The sequence below is a fragment of the Cupriavidus sp. GW823-FHT07B10 genome (assembly GCF_058794355.1).
This window is the reverse complement of the sequence record NZ_JBXAGS010000013.1, coordinates 157551-174221: the sequence shown is the minus strand read 5'-3', so window position 1 is coordinate 174221 and position 16671 is coordinate 157551. Positions and strand designations below refer to the sequence as shown.

Here is a 16671-nt window from a genome sequence, read left to right as displayed (position 1 = left end):
GCGCGGGCAAGTTCAGGCCGCTACGACCGCTGCAACCGGCTTAGCGTGCTTTATTTTCCGTTTTCTGAGGCGACCCCAGGCTCATCACACTCATGCCACTGCTCGTCCTCCCCGCGAATGAAAGTGAGATGGACAGTGCAATTCGAGGCATCGCCTCCGACCATCATGAAAGGGCGTTTCGTGTTGAATGGCTATATCGGTTTGCACTTCCGGATTCCGGCGAGCGCGCTTGTCCGTGGTGCCGAGAGTCCTTCAGCATTTCTCAGCTCCCCTTGGAGTTTGACGACGAGGAGGCAGGTGGGACGGATGAGCGAGGCGCACTTTTGGGGCAAACGGAGACAGGCCTGGTCCACTCTGAGTGGGTATGCCTGGAAAAGGGGCGGTCGGCGCCCGTCTTTGGCAATGACTCGCCATTGCTGGTCGCCGGCGCCACGCCTATCCAGTTGCTCTTCGCATGTGCGAGCGCAGTGCAACAGGCAAGAACAAGGACGCCCGCGTACATAAATCCTGAAGGGTTCCCCAAGTCGCTCGTGTTAGGCTCAAGGGTAGTTCGACACTTTCAAAATGAGACTCTGTTTGTGATCTGTCTGCTAAGGTGCCTCACCAGTTCCGAAGTAGATGATGAAACCAAGAATTACGTGCGACAACTCATCGAAGACGTTGCCAATGCCGCTCCTGGTTCAGCCGATCTATGGGCGTTGAGGGAGCTGCTACTCGCTCAGATGCGAGGCTTGGCGCGCGGCATCGCGGACGACGGCGCGCGAAGCAGCATCTACCTGCGCGCAGGATTCGCAGCTTTTTTGGGAAACTGACGTCTCGCTAAAGTCGTCCACTTGGGCCGCTTCCGCTTCGCCCCGCTCGGCCCGGCGCTGCGCTGCGGCGAGCTCCACCTTATTGGCAATTCGCGAACACGTACCGCCACGCCCAGAACAAAAAAGTCGGTACCGATGGACGGGATACCGAGACGCACACGCGACCTGCTGTTCAAGGCGACCGGCACGGCTCAGTTTTAGAATCTGATGATGGAACTGGATGGCCGCATGGGCGCGGCGCCGGCTTAAACCCGAAAGTAGTGTCATTGGTTTGAACGTAAGTGCAATTCACCGTAACGATCTCGCCGACGGCAGCGCGCAGCTCGAATTCAATGGTTCCTGCCGGCAGGCCCAGTGCCTTCACCAGGGCCCGCGTGATGTAACGGTAAGACGGTTACACATCCAGCGACGTAGCGACGTTGCGGCGTGCGTGCGTCGGGGGCGCGCGTCGCCTCAGCTTTGCCTTCACGGGGCTGTCCCGGTCGACTTCCTTCTATAACTCTCGCTCGGCAAGCGAACCCTCGGCTTTCCCGGGAGGAATGCGCGCTACGCGGGACTACCCCGGTTATGCGGGGTGTGAAGTCGACGTAAAAACCTCTGGCCCGGCTCGAACTTGACGAGCAGCTCCGGGTTAGCGACGTGGATTTCGCACGAGGCGGCCGGCGACTGGCGGGCTGTCACCTTCCTGCAAACGCTGCGGAAAGCTCTTGCGGGCCAAGACGTGCGACACATAGTTCAGAAGTGAGATCGCCTTGAGGCTGTTGATCTCAGTTCCATAGTCGAGCGACTGACCATGCATCACTGTGTGGCGGTTTAGCCCTTGGAAGTCTGGAGGCCGCTTCTTGCCACTTACATTGAGCTCACCGAATTCGCCTAGCGGAGCCAGCACAATACGCGTCCAAAAATCATGGTCGAGGGATTCGGCATGGATAGCAGTCTCCGGGCGACCAATCTTCCGACCCTCCGGAGTCTTGTCGGAAACGAAGTAGTAGGCATTCACCTTTTCAAAACAGATTCCATCGGCTTGCGACAGGAACACTGGTATTGAAAGCGCGTACTGCCCGGCCCTGTGGGCATTGAACGCCTGCGCCAGGATATGCGAGCGGTGTGGGAGCAGCTCGCACACCTCAGTTTCAATCTCATCCAAATGCACTGAAAAATGCAGTCTTAGCTCTTCCTTCGCCTCCTCGGCACCCTCGTTCTTGCGAAGAGCTTCGGCTAGCCGAGGGGGATGCCCCAGCCCCATGCGCTGCATATCAATGTACCAACCGTGCTTAGCCAATTCAACCATTGCTCGACGGTACGCAGGAGGAAGCTCCTTAATCGCGAACTGAATTGCAGCTCCTATAACCGGAGCATTGGCTACCCACCACTCCTGCATCTGCCTGAAGGCGGATCCAATGGCAACCCCGATCTCAACAATGGAACTTCCTAGAGCTTTCCACTGGTCGGGGCTTGTGCCTATGGGCTGCGGCAGTACTGGCTCGTCTTTAGGCGCGTCCATGCTAGTCAAAAACTAGGAGCGAAAAAGGCCATTATCCTCCAAAGTCACCGACCAGCTACGCAGCCTCTTCCATTCCAACAATGCCACGATTACGCAGCATCCACATACTGCATTGCCTTTGCCTGCTCGCCGATTTCGCCATTAACACCCTTTCTACCCCGCAGGAATAACGCCAGGCGCTCGCTATGCTTCGCCGCGGTTTGGCGGTGAATCCCGGAACTCCTCTGACAGGCGCTCCACCGACACCTTTTTGCCGCCGGCCACGCCGGGCGACGCGAAACAGCCGGCCGCGAGGAGGTGCTGCTCGTAGGTCAATCCGAGGTGGGCCATGTGGGACTTGATCCACAGGACCGCGTCAGCGCGGTCGCGCAAGCTTCTCGTCGAGGATCCGCGCCAGTGGCGTGCCGGTTTGGACCAGCGTATCCACGACGGACGTCAGTTCCGCGCTATCCAGAACCTCCTGGGGTACCGGAGCGCTTAGGATGGCCTTTTCGACCCAGGCGCATACCCGGGGCCCTATGCCGTAGTCGTTCCAGAATTCCGTGTTTGCACCCTGCGCCCGCCACCAGGCACTGACCACTCCCGCAAGGAACGTCAGTCGATGCACTTGCGGCTGCACCTCAAGCAGGCCAAGTATCGCGAGGGCGACGAAGGTGGACGGCGCGGCCTCCACGGCCAGGCGCGTGAGCATCGGCAACAGGGCGTCCGCTCCCTCAGCCCCGGGCGGACGGACATAGCAGCGAGGTCCCTTCCCGATCTCGTACTCCCCCATAAACAGCGCAGCGAGTGCGCCTGTGAGATGGATTTCCGCGCTGGTCGAGCACTCAGACGTGAGTCGCTTCCACGCCCAGAATTCCCTGATGCGCGACGCCAGGGTCTCCCATACCAATAACACTAAGGGACCCGACACGAGCCCGTTGTTCATCCAGAGTCTGTCGAGCTCATGCAGCACCGCGGTGGTGGCGTCGAGGAAGCGATCTTGCGGCAACTGGGCGACGCGCTGGAGGACCATCTCGCTGAGGCCGGCATCACCCAGCGTGGCGGCCGCGGCGGTCGCTGCGGCGAAATACGCTTCGTTCCATTGATGCGCGCGCTCCCCAGGCTCTTCATCTTTTTTGCATCCGACGCCGTTCGCGCTTGCCGTCCACGCCCAACAGTGAAGCACCAGGCCGCGCAACCGCTCGGGCGCGTCCCGATACCAAAGGTCTTTCGCGAGCGACAGCCAATGCGCCGCCGCGCTCGAGTCCAGCGCGTACTCGCGTGGCGCGGGTGGCTTTGCACGCTGTCGTCGCGGCACGCCCAAGGGGATCCCGGCACGCACCTTCGGGGATCTCGGGTCCGGCAGCTCCGGCCAGCCAGGCTCGTCCCCCTCGCCCGACAGCCATCGCAGTTCCGCCGTGACCGCTGCCCGCAGCCTGTCACGTTCCGCGTCTTTTCGGGCGTTTTCTTGCGCCTCACGATGGGCGCGATAGTCCTCGACGCACTCCCAATCCACTAGATCGCGGCTTGGCAAGGCGTAGGTGGTCGAGGTCAGGCCCAGGCGCATCAGCGTCCGTAGCATTGCCGGTGGCAGGGATCGCTGCGCAGTAAGCGGATCGCCAGCACCGTGGTTGACGACGAGACAGGAATGGTGCTGCTTTAGGCTTGCAACGCCAGTTGAGCGGCGACGTTCCACGGCAGAAGTCCGTCGATCCGATTGACGGGATGATCGGCGATGCGGGCCAAGACGTGACGCAGATAGGCCTCGGGATCGATGCCGTTGAGTTTGCAGGACCCGATGAGCGAGTACATTGCGGCCGCGCGCTCGCCGCCACTGTCAGCGCCGGCGAATAAAAAATTCTTCCGACCCAACGCGACACCGCGCAGCGCATTCTCCGCGATGTTGTTGTCTATCTCTGCCAGACCATCATCACAGTAGTAGATTAGCGCTTGCCACTGGTTCAGCATGTAGTTGATGGCTTTGGTCGTTTCCGACTGCGTTGAGAGCGTCAATAGCCGCTCTCGCAACCACACTTCGAGGCTGTCCAGTAGGGGCCGGGATCTTTGCTGCCGCACCTGTTGACGCACGGCAGGTGGCTTACCCCGGATTTCCGCTTCGATGGCATAGAGCTCGCCGATCCGGCGTAACGCCTCCGTGGTGGTCGGCGTTGCCTTGCGGACATGCAGATCGTGCACCTTACGGCGCGCGTGGGCCATACAAGCTGCTTCGCGCACACTGCCATCGGTAAAAACAGCGTTGAAGCCCGCATACGCGTCTGCCTGCAGGATGCCGCGGAAGCCGGCCAGATGCGCTTGGGGATGTTGGCCCTGGCGATTTGGTGTGTAGGCGAACCAGACTGCAGGTGCAGCATCTGAACCCGATGCGCGATCGTCCCGCACGTAAGCCCATAGTCTTCCCGTCTTGGTCTGTCCCTTACCTGGCGCAAGTACCGGCAGCGGTGTGTCGTCCGCATGCACCTTGCCGGGCATCATCACGTATCGGTGCAAAGCCTCGACTAGGGGGCGTACCAGCGCACCGCAAGCGCCGACACCGCGAGCCATGGTCGTGCGGTCCAGCTCCACGCCCTGCCGGGCATAGATCGCGGCTTGACGGTACAGCGGTTGATGATCAGCATATTTGGCAACCAGTATGTGAGCGTGCAGCCCCGCCGTGGCAATGCCACGCTCAATTGGCCGGCTTGGCGCTGCAGCCTGCACGATGCAATCACAACAGGCGCAGGCCTTCTTGCGCCGCACTTGCCGAATCACCCTGAATGAACTGCTGATAATATCGAGTTGCTCCGAGATGTCCTCGCCCAGCGGCTTGAGCTTACCGCCGCACTCTGGACAGGCTTCGGTCTCGGGCTCGAGAATGCGCTCCTCCCGCTCCAGGTGCTCCGGCAACGGCTTGCGTACCGCTTTCTTCCGGACAGGAGGGGTAGCCTGCGGATCGGCTTCGGTTTCGGCCGCACCTTCCTCGGCCAGCAGATCTTCCAGTCGGGTCTCGAGCTGTTCAATCTGTCGATCCAGCTTCTCGGACTTCTGGCCAAACTGCATCCGCCTCAGCTTTGAGATCTGCAGATTTAGCTGCTCGATCTCCATGGAGCGGACCGCCAAGGCCCGTTCCATGAGTGCGATCGATTCCCGCTGTGCCAACACCAAGGCCTTCAGGGCCTCAATGTCGTCGGGGAGATCGCTGGGGTCGATTGGCATGCGCGGCAGTTTACGCACATGCCGCAAGGTTTACAACACCGACAGTGGCGGCCAGGTGCGCTCGGGCTGCTTCCAGTTGATCCCCTCCAGCAGCATCGACAACTGCGCTTGCGTCAGGTGGATCTTGCCGCTGTCGGCCTGCGGCCAGACGAAACGTCCGCGCTCCAGGCGCTTCGAGAGCAAGCAAAGCCCATCGCCCGTTGACCACAACACCTTGATGACGTTGCCGCGCCTGCCGCGGAAGACGAAGACATGGCCGGAGAACGGGCTCTCCTGCAGAGTCGCCTCCACCTTCGCGGCGAGCCCGTTGAATCCGCAGCGCATGTCGGTCACGCCTGCAGCGATCCAGATGCGTGTTCCCGCCGGCAACCCGATCATGGCGTCAAACGGTCCAGTACGGTACGCAACGTGGTCGCGTCGACTGCCCCTTCAATGCGAATCACCGCTCGGCCCAAACGGATCTCAATGGCGCCGTGCGGCGGCGTCGGCTCGCAAACCGCAGCGGCCGGACTCATTGGCATCGGACCGGGTGGCGAGCTTGGGTGTTCAACGGTCACCGGCAACAACACCGCGGCTTCCTGGCGCTGCTCCATTCGATAGCGTCGGCGCCAGGTGAACAGCATGTTCGCGTTGATGCCGTGCTCGCGCGCCAATTTCGATACCGAGACACCCGGCTCACACGCAGCGGCTGCCAACCGCCGCTTGAATTCCTCGCTGTGGTTCGGCCGGCCTTTGCGACTGCCGGCGACTGGTTCTTCCTGTGACTGTGACAAAGTAGTTCCCATCACTATTTGGTGGGAACTACTTTGGCGCCACTCTACTGAACGGTACAGACGGTGCTGGCGACTCGCTTACGCTGCGCAGTCGCCCCGGCCCGTAGCACCCGGCCATGCCCGTATCGTGCTGGACGGCCACGTGAAGCACGCGTTCCAGTGTTGTCGGCTGAGGGTCGGCACGGTAGGCCGCCAATAGCCCGACAGCCGCGATCGATCGCGGGTTGTAGGGGGCGTGCCAAGATACGGGGAATCCGCTATCACAAGGGGCATCGGCCGCAGATCGATCCGCGGCCGAGCCGAGATAGCGGCGGCGCTACCCGACCCGGAAAAACTCCACGGCCTGCCCCGCATTGACCGCCCGCCTGAGCCAGTCGGGCATGTCGCCCTGCCCGTCCCAACTCTGCCCCGCGGCGTTGCGGTAGCAGACCACCGGCGCTGGTGCGGGTGGCGGCGGTGGCGGAGGAGGCGGCGGATCGAAGCACCCCGCCGCTGCCAGCTCCTCCATGGTCAGCCCGTAGTCGGCCATCTCCGCCCGGATCCAGCGGATCGCCGCCGCCCGCTCAGTTTTTGCTGTCATTGCTGTCGTCACTGCTGTCGCTGCCGTCTTCCGGATTCAAGGCTGCGGCTGGCGCGCCCTGCTTGTCGTCCTGCTGTTCGTTCTGTTTTTCGCCTGGCGCCGCCTGCTCGGTCGGCGCCGGGTCGCCGGCCTTGCGCCGCCGCCCGCCACCACCTTCCCCCCGCCCGGCTGGCGCCACCCGCAATTCTGCCAGCAGCTGGCGCGCCAGCGCCGCTTCGGCCTCGGCCCGTTCGGCCCGGCGCTGCGCCGCGCCCAGCTCCGCCTGCAGCGCGTCCAGGTCGTGCGCCGCTTTGCGCTGCGCCTGCTCGGCGGTGGCGAGCCGATCGGCTAGCGCCGCGGCCTGGGCTTCGAGCCGCGCGCGGATTTCGGCCTGCGCCACGGCCACGTCGCGGGCCTCGCTGCGCACCGCCGCCAGTTCGCCGCGCAACGCTTCGGCCGCGCGCTCGCTCTGCTGGCGGGCGGTGCGCTCGGCGTCCAGCTCGCGCAAGCTCCGCCGCTCGCTGGCCTCGGCCCGTTCCTGCGCGAGGGTCACCTGCTCGCGGGCTCCAACTCCGTCGAGAATTGGGTGCGCAACGTCTCCAGCTGACGTCGGCCCGCCTCCAGTTCCGTGCGGCCCGCTTCGAGCCGGGCCTGCGTCGCCGCGTGCGCCTGCCGCTCCGCGGCCAGGTCCGCCTGCACGGCGCCGTGCGACTGGCGCGCCTCGGCCAACTGCGCCGAGATGGCCGCGACCTCTTCCCGCGCGACCGCGAGGGCCGGCCGGGATTCGAAATATCTGAAGCTTCAGATATTTTGGGAATCCCGGCCAACCCTCTATCCTGGCCGGAGGCGCATAAGGCCTACGACGAAGCGCAGCTGCGCCTTTCGCCGCCGCGCTGATCGATCCGCGGCTGGCTCTACCGTGACTTTGAGATCACGCCGTTCGCGGTATCAATCCAGGTCGCCTTGTGCCATTTCAACAGCATAGCGCCGCCAACAGTTCCTAATTAGAAGGCACACGGAACCGTAGCGGATGTCTGACTATCACTTCGTCATGTTCGCAAACGGGCGATCGCCATACATCTGTCGGAACTGTCCGATCAACTCGGTTTCGAGGCCATCTGCTGCCAAGCTTGGGCACTCCATCCAGTGCATTTGCAAATCCTCCCACTCCGCGAGGTGCCAAAGCAGTCGACCACCGCGATGCCCAATCGCTTTGCCGTAGGCGAACTCCACCAGTTGGCGCACTCGCTGGCGAAGACCGTTGCGCCCGCAGGCCTTCCCGACGTAGATCACCGTGGCGCCTTCTACCCAATTATCTCGAACAATGTGTTCCGGATAGCTGGGATGCTGCCCCTTGAACCATCCAGCCCGGCTCTCTGAGAGAAACTTCGGGGCGGTAGATTCTGTGCGGACAACGACATAGACGCCCGCTGCGGTGGGTACGTGGGTGCAACGGGTGTTGTGGAGACTCTTGATGGTGACCGCAGGCGTGAAGCCGCTCAAATCGATACCGTCGATTGTTTCCATTGCGCCCCTGATCGGCTAGTCGGCTGAATTTTGGCCGCGATTGGCTTGCACCTGCCCCGGCGCCAGCACTCTCATTCTCGCGGAGGATTTGAGACGCCATAGATCGCATCCGCCCGCACGCCCGGTCGCCCAGGCGCATGTCCCATGACGATACCGTAGATAGTGAAGCGCCAGAATGTCCGCTCCGGTGCGCGAGGGTCTTGCACAGCGCGATAGGTTAGTGTGCCGCCGCCGATATTCTCATTGACGGGGGAGCCCCACTGCGGATTGAGGAAAAAGCGCTCGAGATCACGAACTGCGGATGGACAAAAGAAAGAGGCGCGCAGCTCGTTGGGGGGTGATCGTACTTTTGGTGCGAAATCTGGCGGTTGGCTCCAAAAATCAATGTGGATCAAGGGCTTGCCACAACGCCTGCCGTTACAAAGTGAGTGTAGCCACAAAGCCTTGCTGCAGTCGGCTCTCCGGTTGGCTAGTGCCAGATTTTGCTCAAAAAGTACGACTACCCCACAAAGGACTCGCACACCATAATAGGAAAACGAATGGTCAAGCCAAACGTCATCGCTCACTACACCCCTTCTCGGACAGGTTTCTTGGCACTTCGGAGTGCTCGTGATCTTTTGCTCAAGGCAGAAAATGACCTCGCGAAACTAGAGGCCAATCCACAGGACGCTTGGATTGCTTTCAACTTCTTTGTCACAGCTCACCATATCGCCGACTGGGCAGGGTTGGTCAGTGAGCGGTCAGGAAACCCTGTACTTAAAATCTGCGCCCACATTGCAGATGGCCTAAAACATTTTGAATTAACCAATGCACGCCACGACCTTATTGAGGATGTTGTGGACGAGAGCTATGCGGAGGACGGATACGTCGAGCCAGGGTACTTCGAGCAGGAGGTCTACGTGCTGCTTGTTGAGGACAACGGCCTGACCCTAAGCGGAAAGATTGAAGTTGTGGAATTGGCTCATCGTGTTCTGGACTTCTGGCGTACCAAGTTGACGACCTCATAGTATTAGTCGGCGAGCGCCGCTACTGCGCTCGCCAGCTTCGAACATGTGGCGCGGTGGTCGCGCTTGAGCCAACCAGCCCATGACGTCAATCTCAGCTCGACACCAACATGGGCTCGCTCGGGGACATTGGGATGACCGGCCATATTCCTTCCGTCCGAAAATTACCAAAATCACACATCGCTTCGTGCCGCGCATGCGTCAAAAATAGCACCTAGGCGCAAAGGTCCTCGGCCTAGTGGACGAGCAGCAAGTCGATGCACAGGTTGCCAGTTCGATGTCGGCGCTCCGTCAGCCGTGCGCGGCCGGCTATCCAACCCAAAAAAAACATTAGCTTGCGAACGAAGTTGCTTCTTACATGAAACTGCTGCTAGCAGAAGGCAACGCTTTAATGTGTCAAGGCTTCCTCTGCAAGCAATCGGCTACAAGCACGCTTTGCATCGTAAGCGGAAAAGACTTGAAGATCCTCTCGCTTAGCCTGTTCTCTCAGTTCATAGAGAATATCGCTGACTTCCGCATACTCGCTGTCTGAGTAAATGGGTTGCCCAGGCGCCGGTATCCAAGCCGTCAACTCAATGGATTCCGGCGTAGCAAATCCAAAAGCGTCACGTGCGCGCGCAAGCCGCCAGAGAGCAGCCGCTGCCGTCTTGTTTCTTACCATGGATTTAGCCTTCGGATTAATGGCAGCGTAGCAAGTAGCGTAAGCGTGGCCGACATAGTCTATGGAGAAGCCGGATGTCGTCCCAGTTAGGCTGAAGCTTCTGTTGAATCCCTGTGCAAGAGTGGGCGCCACGGACAAGACCTCATCCTTCACCGATTTGGCGAAGCGCGCTTCATGTATAGGCCTAGGGTCAGTTTCCTCGGCTCTCGATGCCAAGTCGACGCGTCCTCTATACAAAGAGCAGCGATCAAGAGCTCTGACGACCACTCCCTCTTCGTCTTCAGCATCAATGTCAAAAGGCTCTCCCAAACGGATACCACCTAGCGGAGCGCGCCAGTCGGCGAACTCTTTACCCGAGTTGGACCAAGATAGGTAGTCAGCAACCAGTAGGGTTCCGAAGGTATGACATGCATGACCTAGTTCCTGGGGCAGGCACTTAAGAATTTTCGGCGTCACCACTCGCGCGAATGGGGTGCAATCAGAGTATTGGCCGAGCACCGCGATGGCCAACGCCTCACCGGAAGCCTCGAAAACAAGATTGGCGAGCCGAGCCTGGCCGCTGACCACGCCTGATGCAGGTGTATTCAGTTCGAAGTGCAACACAAGGTGGTTCATAGCGGTGCGGATCGGAGGGGGACTTCAGAAATACCTGGTAGACCCGGTACGCCGAGAGTCCGAAGCACTACGTCGTGCAGGGACGCGGCGCGCTTTGCTAAGAATCGTTTGGCCGCCTCTTTAAGCGTCGGATTGGCTTCGGCGATCTGGTCGAACGGTAGCCGATCAACCGCAACGGCGCAAGCGGTCGCAAACTGCAGAAGTGGCGCTTTAAGCTCCGCCCTTTGCTTCGCAGGCAGCTCCCTGACAAGCTCCAAAAGATGATTAGGACCTATCAGGTCACTGGAGAAGAGCCCAGCAGCGGTTCCACCAAGGGCTCGCTCATGGTCAATCACTAGAATGTTGCCAGTTGGTCCTAGCAAGAGGTTGCCTTGATGCCTGTCGTCGTTGCCAACTAACTCATCGAAAAGCGCGATCTTTGCGATGAGCAGGACCCGATCTTGCTGGAAGAGCCAGCCGGCGGTGGAAGACTCAACTTTAAGCGGTAGCGCATTACTTATGGACCGGGTGCCGAAACAGACGTGCACGTCCTCGTCCCCATACGGCCACGCGGCTGGATAGGCGCTCCGGCATACGCAGATCCACATCGCTTCGGGCGCGGGCAGTCCCACCTGTCTGGCCAGCCACGCGCACGCGGACTCCGCAATGAATTCCTTCTCCGGAAGCAGCTTTACGTGCGCATTAAAGCGCGCGAGTGAGACAGGAGAACAGACTTGCCCCACCAGTACAACACGCGAAGCTTCGCTCACGCGGGTGATTGGTCGGAATTGAAGCTTACCGTATGGAAAGGGAAGGTCCGGCAGAGACACTGTTCCTCGCTTAAGGCGGCACGCGTGTGAAATCTGCACTCAGGGTCAGTCCCAAGCAAAGTCCGCACATCTCGCATTTATACCATATGTAGTGATGGGATTCTTCATTCTCCCAACATATTGTATCCCCGTTGCGCGGGAGCGGCCTCAGCCAGAAATCTGACTCCTTAAGTTGGAGAGCCGGTTGCAACTCTCGGCCCAGGAAAAATTCCACGCTCTGCCCGGCATTGACCGCCCGCCGCAGCCAATCGGGCATCTCGCCCTGCCCGTCCCAGCTCATGCCCTGGGGTTGCGGTAGCAGACCGGCGGCGGAGGGGCGGGTGGCGGCGGATCAAAGCACCCCGCCCGCCTCCAACTCGTTCAGCGTTCGTCCATCTAGGTCTGGATCAAGCGGATCGCGTCCGCCCGCTCTTTGTCACTTGCCGTCGTTGCCACGGTTGCCGTCATCCGGGTTGAGGGAGGAGCGTACCCTGTTCTTTGTCCTGCTCTTCGCTCTGTGCTTGCAGCGTGCGAGCTGAAGTTGACGAAAAAAGCCCGCAATTTCCAACGTAGCGAGCTGTTGCTTATTCGTCACGAGCCGCCCCACTTCCTTCGTTAGAATCCATTCCCGACGGCACCGCGCTTCGAAGCGGCGGCTAACTTTGGAGACTTATGTCAGCACGATCTGAGGCCCGCAAGAGGTTCATTGAACAGGTACAACAGGCGCTGGACGAGGTGGAAGAAGCGCTACATGCTCTGTTCGAGGACCCTGCCGCGCGGGCAGAAATTATTCATACGTCGGCCGTGCCAGAAGTCGTGCGAGGGTGGGCGAGCCAGCCGATGCTAAATTGGGAGGGCGCGCGGAAAAAATGCAGCTCGGCGACAAAAAGTTGCTTTATCGGCATTCGAACTCGCGATATCGTTTGCATTCTTAGTCTGATCCGGGTTTCCAAGGGCGGCCTGCTGACCAAGCTACTCTTCCTGGAGCGAGACAAGACCGACGACTTCCTAAAGGGCCGTGGCTTTGTGGCCATCGACGTTATCCTTGATGTCATCGCGGCCTACTTCAACTCGGCGCAGATAGTGATTGATAAGCCACTCGCACAAGTTGTGCCTTATTATGAACAGCACGGCTACCGCACCGCCAAGCTGGTCGGTCGGTCGGTGAGCATGATGGCACGGCCGGCGAAAACCCGGTAGAATCGAGGGCATACGGATGTACATTCCGAGATAATGCCGAAGCACTTTTCGGCAACACATTGGAACGGCACCATGGATCGCAAGGCAAACGCTCCTCGACTTGTTGCAAAGGTTCGACGTCCGAACGAGGCTGATTCGGCCGCCGTCGCGCGCGTGCGCGCTCTGTTCGCCCGTCCGGAAATGAGCGTGGAGGCGTTGAAAAAGCGTGCCGAGATCGCTCGCAAGTGGGAAGCCGAACACGGTCCCTTCAGCGTCTACGCCGGCGCACGTCGCTGACGATTGGTAGATGCGCTTGCTCAATAAAAAAACCCTGCTGTTGCAGGGCTTTTTTATTGGCATTGCAGGCAAAGGAATCCGCGATTCTACGGCCGCCACGTCCTTTCCCGAGAGGTCAACGTCCCAGCAGTTGCGGAGTGCGTGAGCACACCACCAGTTGGGTCGAGCCCCGCGTCAGGGCGACATAAAGGTTTGACGCGTTCAAGGTGTCCGCAGCGAGAACGACCGCGACGTGTGCCTCCAGTCCTTTTAGCAACAGCGTGCTACCCACCGCCCGCCGTGGCAGCGCTCTCGCTTGCATGCGGCCCTGCTCGCGAATCCGAATCGCGGCTTCCTGCAGCGTCGTGCCGCCTGTACTAGAGGTGTCGAGCGCAGTCAAGCAGGCGCGCAGCACAATAGGGCGAAAGACTCGTGTCCCCGGCTGCTGGCGAACTGCCTCAATGAGCCGCTTGACGGCGGGTAGCGAGCGTTCGGCTTCGAACGCTAGCGCGGCGGCTTCGGCCAGGCTCGGTTCTCGCCGTGCTGTGCCGCGCCGCAGGATTTCCACTCGCTCCAGCAGTGCGGCAACGCCGACCCCGGTCATCAGCCGGCCGCAGAATTCGACGACGCGCCTGAGCGCCTCCGGAGCTGCCAGCTGCAAACCGGTCGCGAAGTCAACCAAGTCGCGCAAGTCCACGGCTTCGACCGTGACGGCTCCCGGCACAAGACTTGCCATCCGTTGCTGGCTCTGAGGACTGGTACTGTCGCCGATAACGAGTACCGTGCCGTCCCGATGCGGCGCCGCGGTGCCAGCTGCCTGGAGAAGGCGAGCGTGATCCCCAGCCGAACCATCGAGCTGCACCCATTGCACGGCGGGGGGCGCGCTCGCCAAGTTGATCGGCTGCCGATTCAGCAAGACCTGGCGCGCCTGCAAAAGCCACTGACCGAGGACCTCTGCACCGGCATTGATCCAGCGCCAAGGTCGATCGAGCGTGAAGAGCCTCGGGAAATGTCGACACACGTCGTCCTGCCACGATGCCAGCGGATCGCCGCCGAAACCGAAGATTGCCTGCAACGGATCCCCGACAACACAGGTTGGCAGAAATGCCGAAGCCGCCTGAATAATGGCGTGCTGGCGGACCGAGCAATCCTGGTATTCATCGACCCAGAGGCGCGCGTAGCTCGACGCCAGCACGTCGCCCACGTGACCTCCCGCCAGCAGCCGTGCCGCGGCCTCGCGGATGGCGTTGTAGTCGGGCCGTAGGGCGGCAAGGAGCGCCGGGTCGATGCCCGCGCGCGCCGGGAACGTCGCGACCAGCTTCATCGCCCAGCCATCCACAGTCCCGAGCCGGTATCGGCTCGGGTCCACCCGAGCATGCTCAAGACGTTTGCGCAGCGCGGCCACGCCCGCGTTGGTGTGGGTGAGCAACAAGATCGGCTTGGATTGCCCGTGACGCATTAGGGCATTCGTCAGCATCTGCGTCTTGCCGCAACCGGCCGGCGCTTCTACCCGCGCGCCGGCTAGTTCAAGAAGGTCAAGGTCATAATTAGCCATGGTGGTGACACCACTGGAACAGTTTAGCCACCTCAGTGCCAAAGGCGGGCTCAGCGCTCTCGAACCCTGGCCCGACAATTGTGAAGCCAACTTCCTCCATGGCCGTAACGCTCTTAAACCAGGGATTCTTGCTATTGCGTGAGGCCTGGCCGAGAGCGAGCCGCGCTTCATTAGTGATCACCCTATCCACATACAGCTGCTTCTCGATTTCGGGCAAAGTGAGTTTGTTCCCGCTCGCTGACCGGAGGTGCGCGTCAACCAGATCCTCCCCCTTCTTCTCTTTGGCCAGTTGCCAAAGCTGGGTGACAGATTCGATGGCCAGGGATTGAAACAGCTCGTCTTCCAGCGCATTCGGCTGACGCCAAGCAAATACCTCTCCCCCGGCCGCCTTGAAACTCACCTCGTCCACCTTGGGCGGCACATCACTGTCCCGCAAGAGCGCCACCCGGTAGCCGAGCGCTTGGAACGCCATGGCGCGTTGCACGGCGGACGATCCAGAGCCGTCGACCAGGACCACGCCGAACGTCGAGATGGAAGGCGAGCCAGACCAATACTGGTCCAGTCCGCGCACCAGGCCAACTTCGCTTGCGCCTTCGCACACCATGACGCTTTTTCCCAGCAGCGCTTCCGGGTGTCGGCGCATCGTGCCCTGCACGTCGTCGCTGGTTCCGCAGCAATGCGCGACATGCACGCCATCGCGTTGCCTCAGCACGTAGAGTTGCGCGCCCGAGAGTTCGCGCACCACCACGGGCGAATGGGTGGTCAGAAACACCTGTAGCGGCGGTGCCGGTTCCTTGGCCCCCAGGGTAACGAGCAACCTGTAGATTCGATGCGGCTCTAGTCCGGTCTCAATCTCGTCGACTAGCACCACTGAGGTCTCCATTGCGGCGGCCCGTTGCAGTCCGGCCACCAGCAATCGGCCCGAGCCGAGCCCTAGGGATCTCAGCGGCACGCCTGCGGCGTCGTGCAGCGCAATCGCGCCGCCCGTCACCGAAATGGCGTGGGCATCCAGCAACGCCTTGACCTCGCCACCGACTGGCACACCGAGCTCGGTGGCAGTGGCCAGCACCTGCTGCAGCGCTTGCCCCAATTGATTCTGAGCCTCATCACCGAAGCGCAGGCGCGCGTCGCGTCCGGCGCGCACCAACGCCGCCGACGCATCCGCTCTTTCGTCGGAAAGCCGGTTCAGCACCGAGCCGCGGCGCCAGCTCAGGTTCTGATCACCACTTGCGCCGAGCCAGCCAGGCGCGATCCGAAGCCGGTCGGCCCAGGCCAGGTGCCGGGTCAGCCCCTGCGCCGCAGCGCGCTCGGAAATCAACTGCCATTGCGGCTCCAAGTCGCTTTGGACCGTCAGTCGAATCGTCAGCACCGTCTCGCAGTGCGCGTCAGGCTCCTCGAGCACGGCGCCGTCCTCCGCCCGGAAGCCGCGCAAGTACAGGCCATACGCCTCAAAGTTCTTGAGCGCGTCGTCGAGCTCGCCCACGGTAATCTCGATCACGATGGGTTGGTCGACATTCATGCGGAAAAAATCATGGTCGCCGAATTGCGCGGTGCGCCGCGCGCCCAGGCACAGATCGATGGCGTCAAGAATGCTCGACTTGCCCGCGTCACCAGGTCCGATCAACGCGTTGAGGCCAGGGCCCGGCCACCAGGTGAAATGCTGGATGCCGCGAAAGTGGCGGATCTCGATTTTGCGCAAGCGAGTCATTGACAAATGGGGGACTGACGGTAAAGGGCACATGATCGCATAAGGGCGTCGCTACACTGTGCGGAGAACGGGAGCATCGGTTGGGCGGTGTTGCGCGGCGGTGATCACCAGAGACGTCCCCGCATCAGGGGTAAACGTTCGAAACGTGCAAAATGTAACGGTCCATGGGAAGCTGCTTCCAGCAAGGCTTTCCGGTTCGCTTCGCTTGAGAAATTGCTTCTTCTGCAAGCTCTTGAATCACAAGCGTTTTTGGAGCAACAACGTATCAATCTGCTCGAGAAGGACGAATTGAAATGAACGCGTCCCACCCGTGGGCGGTGGGGTCAAGGGATCTTGAGTTCGATCCTCACGGGCGGCGCGAAGTAATCTGGAAAGCCTTGCGGCAAGCAGCTTTCCAGCTTCCAAGCACCAGATTTCGCACCAAAGGTACGATGACCCCTAGGTCCGCGTAAGCCCACCACGCGAAATAGTGATTGGTGTCTCCATTCGTGCCGATTCCCCATCCCTGAATTGTCAGT

Annotated in this window: 16 protein-coding genes and 2 pseudogenes; 3 read left to right on the top strand and 15 right to left on the bottom strand. The window is 61.0% G+C overall.

Going from position 1 to position 16671, the window contains the following annotated elements; translation table 11 throughout:
• Positions 1-1443 precede the first annotated feature (1443 nt).
• The 10 genes and pseudogenes from AC1Q6V_RS24580 to AC1Q6V_RS24535 all read right to left on the bottom strand — a co-directional run bounded on the left by AC1Q6V_RS24580 (position 1444) and on the right by AC1Q6V_RS24535 (position 8762).
• Positions 1444-2316, bottom strand: coding sequence for a hypothetical protein (locus tag AC1Q6V_RS24580; RefSeq protein ID WP_041688667.1), 873 nt, complete (start codon positions 2314-2316; stop codon positions 1444-1446).
• A 183-nt stretch (positions 2317-2499) separates the two neighbouring features.
• Positions 2500-2646, bottom strand: a complete 147-nt coding sequence (locus AC1Q6V_RS24575) for a hypothetical protein (protein ID WP_011154077.1) — start codon at positions 2644-2646, stop codon at positions 2500-2502.
• A 25-nt stretch (positions 2647-2671) separates the two neighbouring features.
• Complete coding sequence (locus tag AC1Q6V_RS24570; RefSeq protein WP_136227933.1) at positions 2672-3991, bottom strand: hypothetical protein; 1320 nt, start codon at positions 3989-3991, stop codon at positions 2672-2674.
• Positions 3955-5508: an IS66-like element IS883 family transposase gene (locus tag AC1Q6V_RS24565; RefSeq protein WP_011154075.1), complete on the bottom strand. Its 1554-nt coding sequence runs from the start codon at positions 5506-5508 to the stop codon at positions 3955-3957. Before AC1Q6V_RS24565 ends, AC1Q6V_RS24570 begins: the two co-directional genes overlap by 37 nt.
• 30 nt (positions 5509-5538) lie before the next feature.
• Entirely contained in the window at positions 5539-5886 is a 348-nt protein-coding gene (tnpB, locus tag AC1Q6V_RS24560; RefSeq protein WP_011154074.1) for an IS66 family insertion sequence element accessory protein TnpB, read from the bottom strand.
• A complete protein-coding gene (tnpA, locus tag AC1Q6V_RS24555) occupies positions 5883-6293 on the bottom strand; it encodes an IS66-like element accessory protein TnpA (protein ID WP_082236121.1) in 411 nt (136 codons plus the stop codon). The genes tnpB and tnpA overlap by 4 nt, the downstream gene beginning before the upstream one ends.
• Before the next feature lie 304 nt (positions 6294-6597).
• Entirely contained in the window at positions 6598-6861 is a 264-nt protein-coding gene (locus AC1Q6V_RS24550) for an H-NS histone family protein (RefSeq protein ID WP_011154072.1), read from the bottom strand.
• Positions 6845-7623, bottom strand: a pseudogene (locus tag AC1Q6V_RS24545) (DNA-binding protein); the annotation flags it as partial. The pseudogene AC1Q6V_RS24545 and the gene AC1Q6V_RS24550, both read right to left, overlap by 17 nt.
• 258 nt (positions 7624-7881) lie before the next feature.
• The gene (locus AC1Q6V_RS24540) at positions 7882-8367 is read right to left on the bottom strand and encodes a GIY-YIG nuclease family protein (RefSeq protein WP_041688660.1); all 486 of its coding nucleotides are present in this window, start codon (positions 8365-8367) and stop codon (positions 7882-7884) included.
• Positions 8368-8438: 71 nt separating this feature from the next.
• Entirely contained in the window at positions 8439-8762 is a 324-nt protein-coding gene (locus AC1Q6V_RS24535) for a hypothetical protein (RefSeq protein WP_136227932.1), read from the bottom strand.
• 144 nt (positions 8763-8906) lie between these two features.
• Here AC1Q6V_RS24535 and AC1Q6V_RS24530 point away from each other — a divergent pair, with 144 nt between their 5' ends.
• Positions 8907-9374, top strand: a complete 468-nt coding sequence (locus tag AC1Q6V_RS24530) for a hypothetical protein (protein WP_041688658.1) — start codon at positions 8907-8909, stop codon at positions 9372-9374.
• Between the two features lie 385 nt (positions 9375-9759).
• Here AC1Q6V_RS24530 and AC1Q6V_RS24525 read toward each other — a convergent pair whose 3' ends face one another.
• The 3 genes and pseudogenes from AC1Q6V_RS24525 to AC1Q6V_RS24515 form a co-directional block, all read right to left on the bottom strand.
• Positions 9760-10647: a hypothetical protein gene (locus tag AC1Q6V_RS24525; protein WP_082236120.1), complete on the bottom strand. Its 888-nt coding sequence runs from the start codon at positions 10645-10647 to the stop codon at positions 9760-9762.
• Entirely contained in the window at positions 10644-11396 is a 753-nt protein-coding gene (locus AC1Q6V_RS24520; RefSeq protein ID WP_136227931.1) for a HipA family kinase, read from the bottom strand. The genes AC1Q6V_RS24525 and AC1Q6V_RS24520 overlap by 4 nt, the downstream gene beginning before the upstream one ends.
• Before the next feature lie 262 nt (positions 11397-11658).
• Positions 11659-11903 (bottom strand): annotated as a pseudogene (locus tag AC1Q6V_RS24515) (H-NS family nucleoid-associated regulatory protein); the annotation flags it as partial.
• Between the two features lie 204 nt (positions 11904-12107).
• Between AC1Q6V_RS24515 and AC1Q6V_RS24510 the strand changes: the two are divergent.
• On the top strand, positions 12108-12635 hold the full coding sequence (locus tag AC1Q6V_RS24510) for a hypothetical protein (protein WP_041688654.1): 528 nt from the start codon (positions 12108-12110) through the stop codon (positions 12633-12635).
• Positions 12636-12707: 72 nt separating this feature from the next.
• Complete coding sequence (locus AC1Q6V_RS24505) at positions 12708-12911, top strand: hypothetical protein (protein ID WP_136227930.1); 204 nt, start codon at positions 12708-12710, stop codon at positions 12909-12911.
• A 115-nt stretch (positions 12912-13026) separates the two neighbouring features.
• Here AC1Q6V_RS24505 and AC1Q6V_RS24500 read toward each other — a convergent pair whose 3' ends face one another.
• Complete coding sequence (locus tag AC1Q6V_RS24500; protein ID WP_041688652.1) at positions 13027-14445, bottom strand: UvrD-helicase domain-containing protein; 1419 nt, start codon at positions 14443-14445, stop codon at positions 13027-13029.
• Positions 14438-16153 (bottom strand): ATP-dependent nuclease, encoded by a 1716-nt coding sequence (locus AC1Q6V_RS24495; protein WP_011154066.1) that lies wholly within the window; start codon positions 16151-16153, stop codon positions 14438-14440. Before AC1Q6V_RS24495 ends, AC1Q6V_RS24500 begins: the two co-directional genes overlap by 8 nt.
• Positions 16154-16671: the final 518 nt, after the last annotated feature.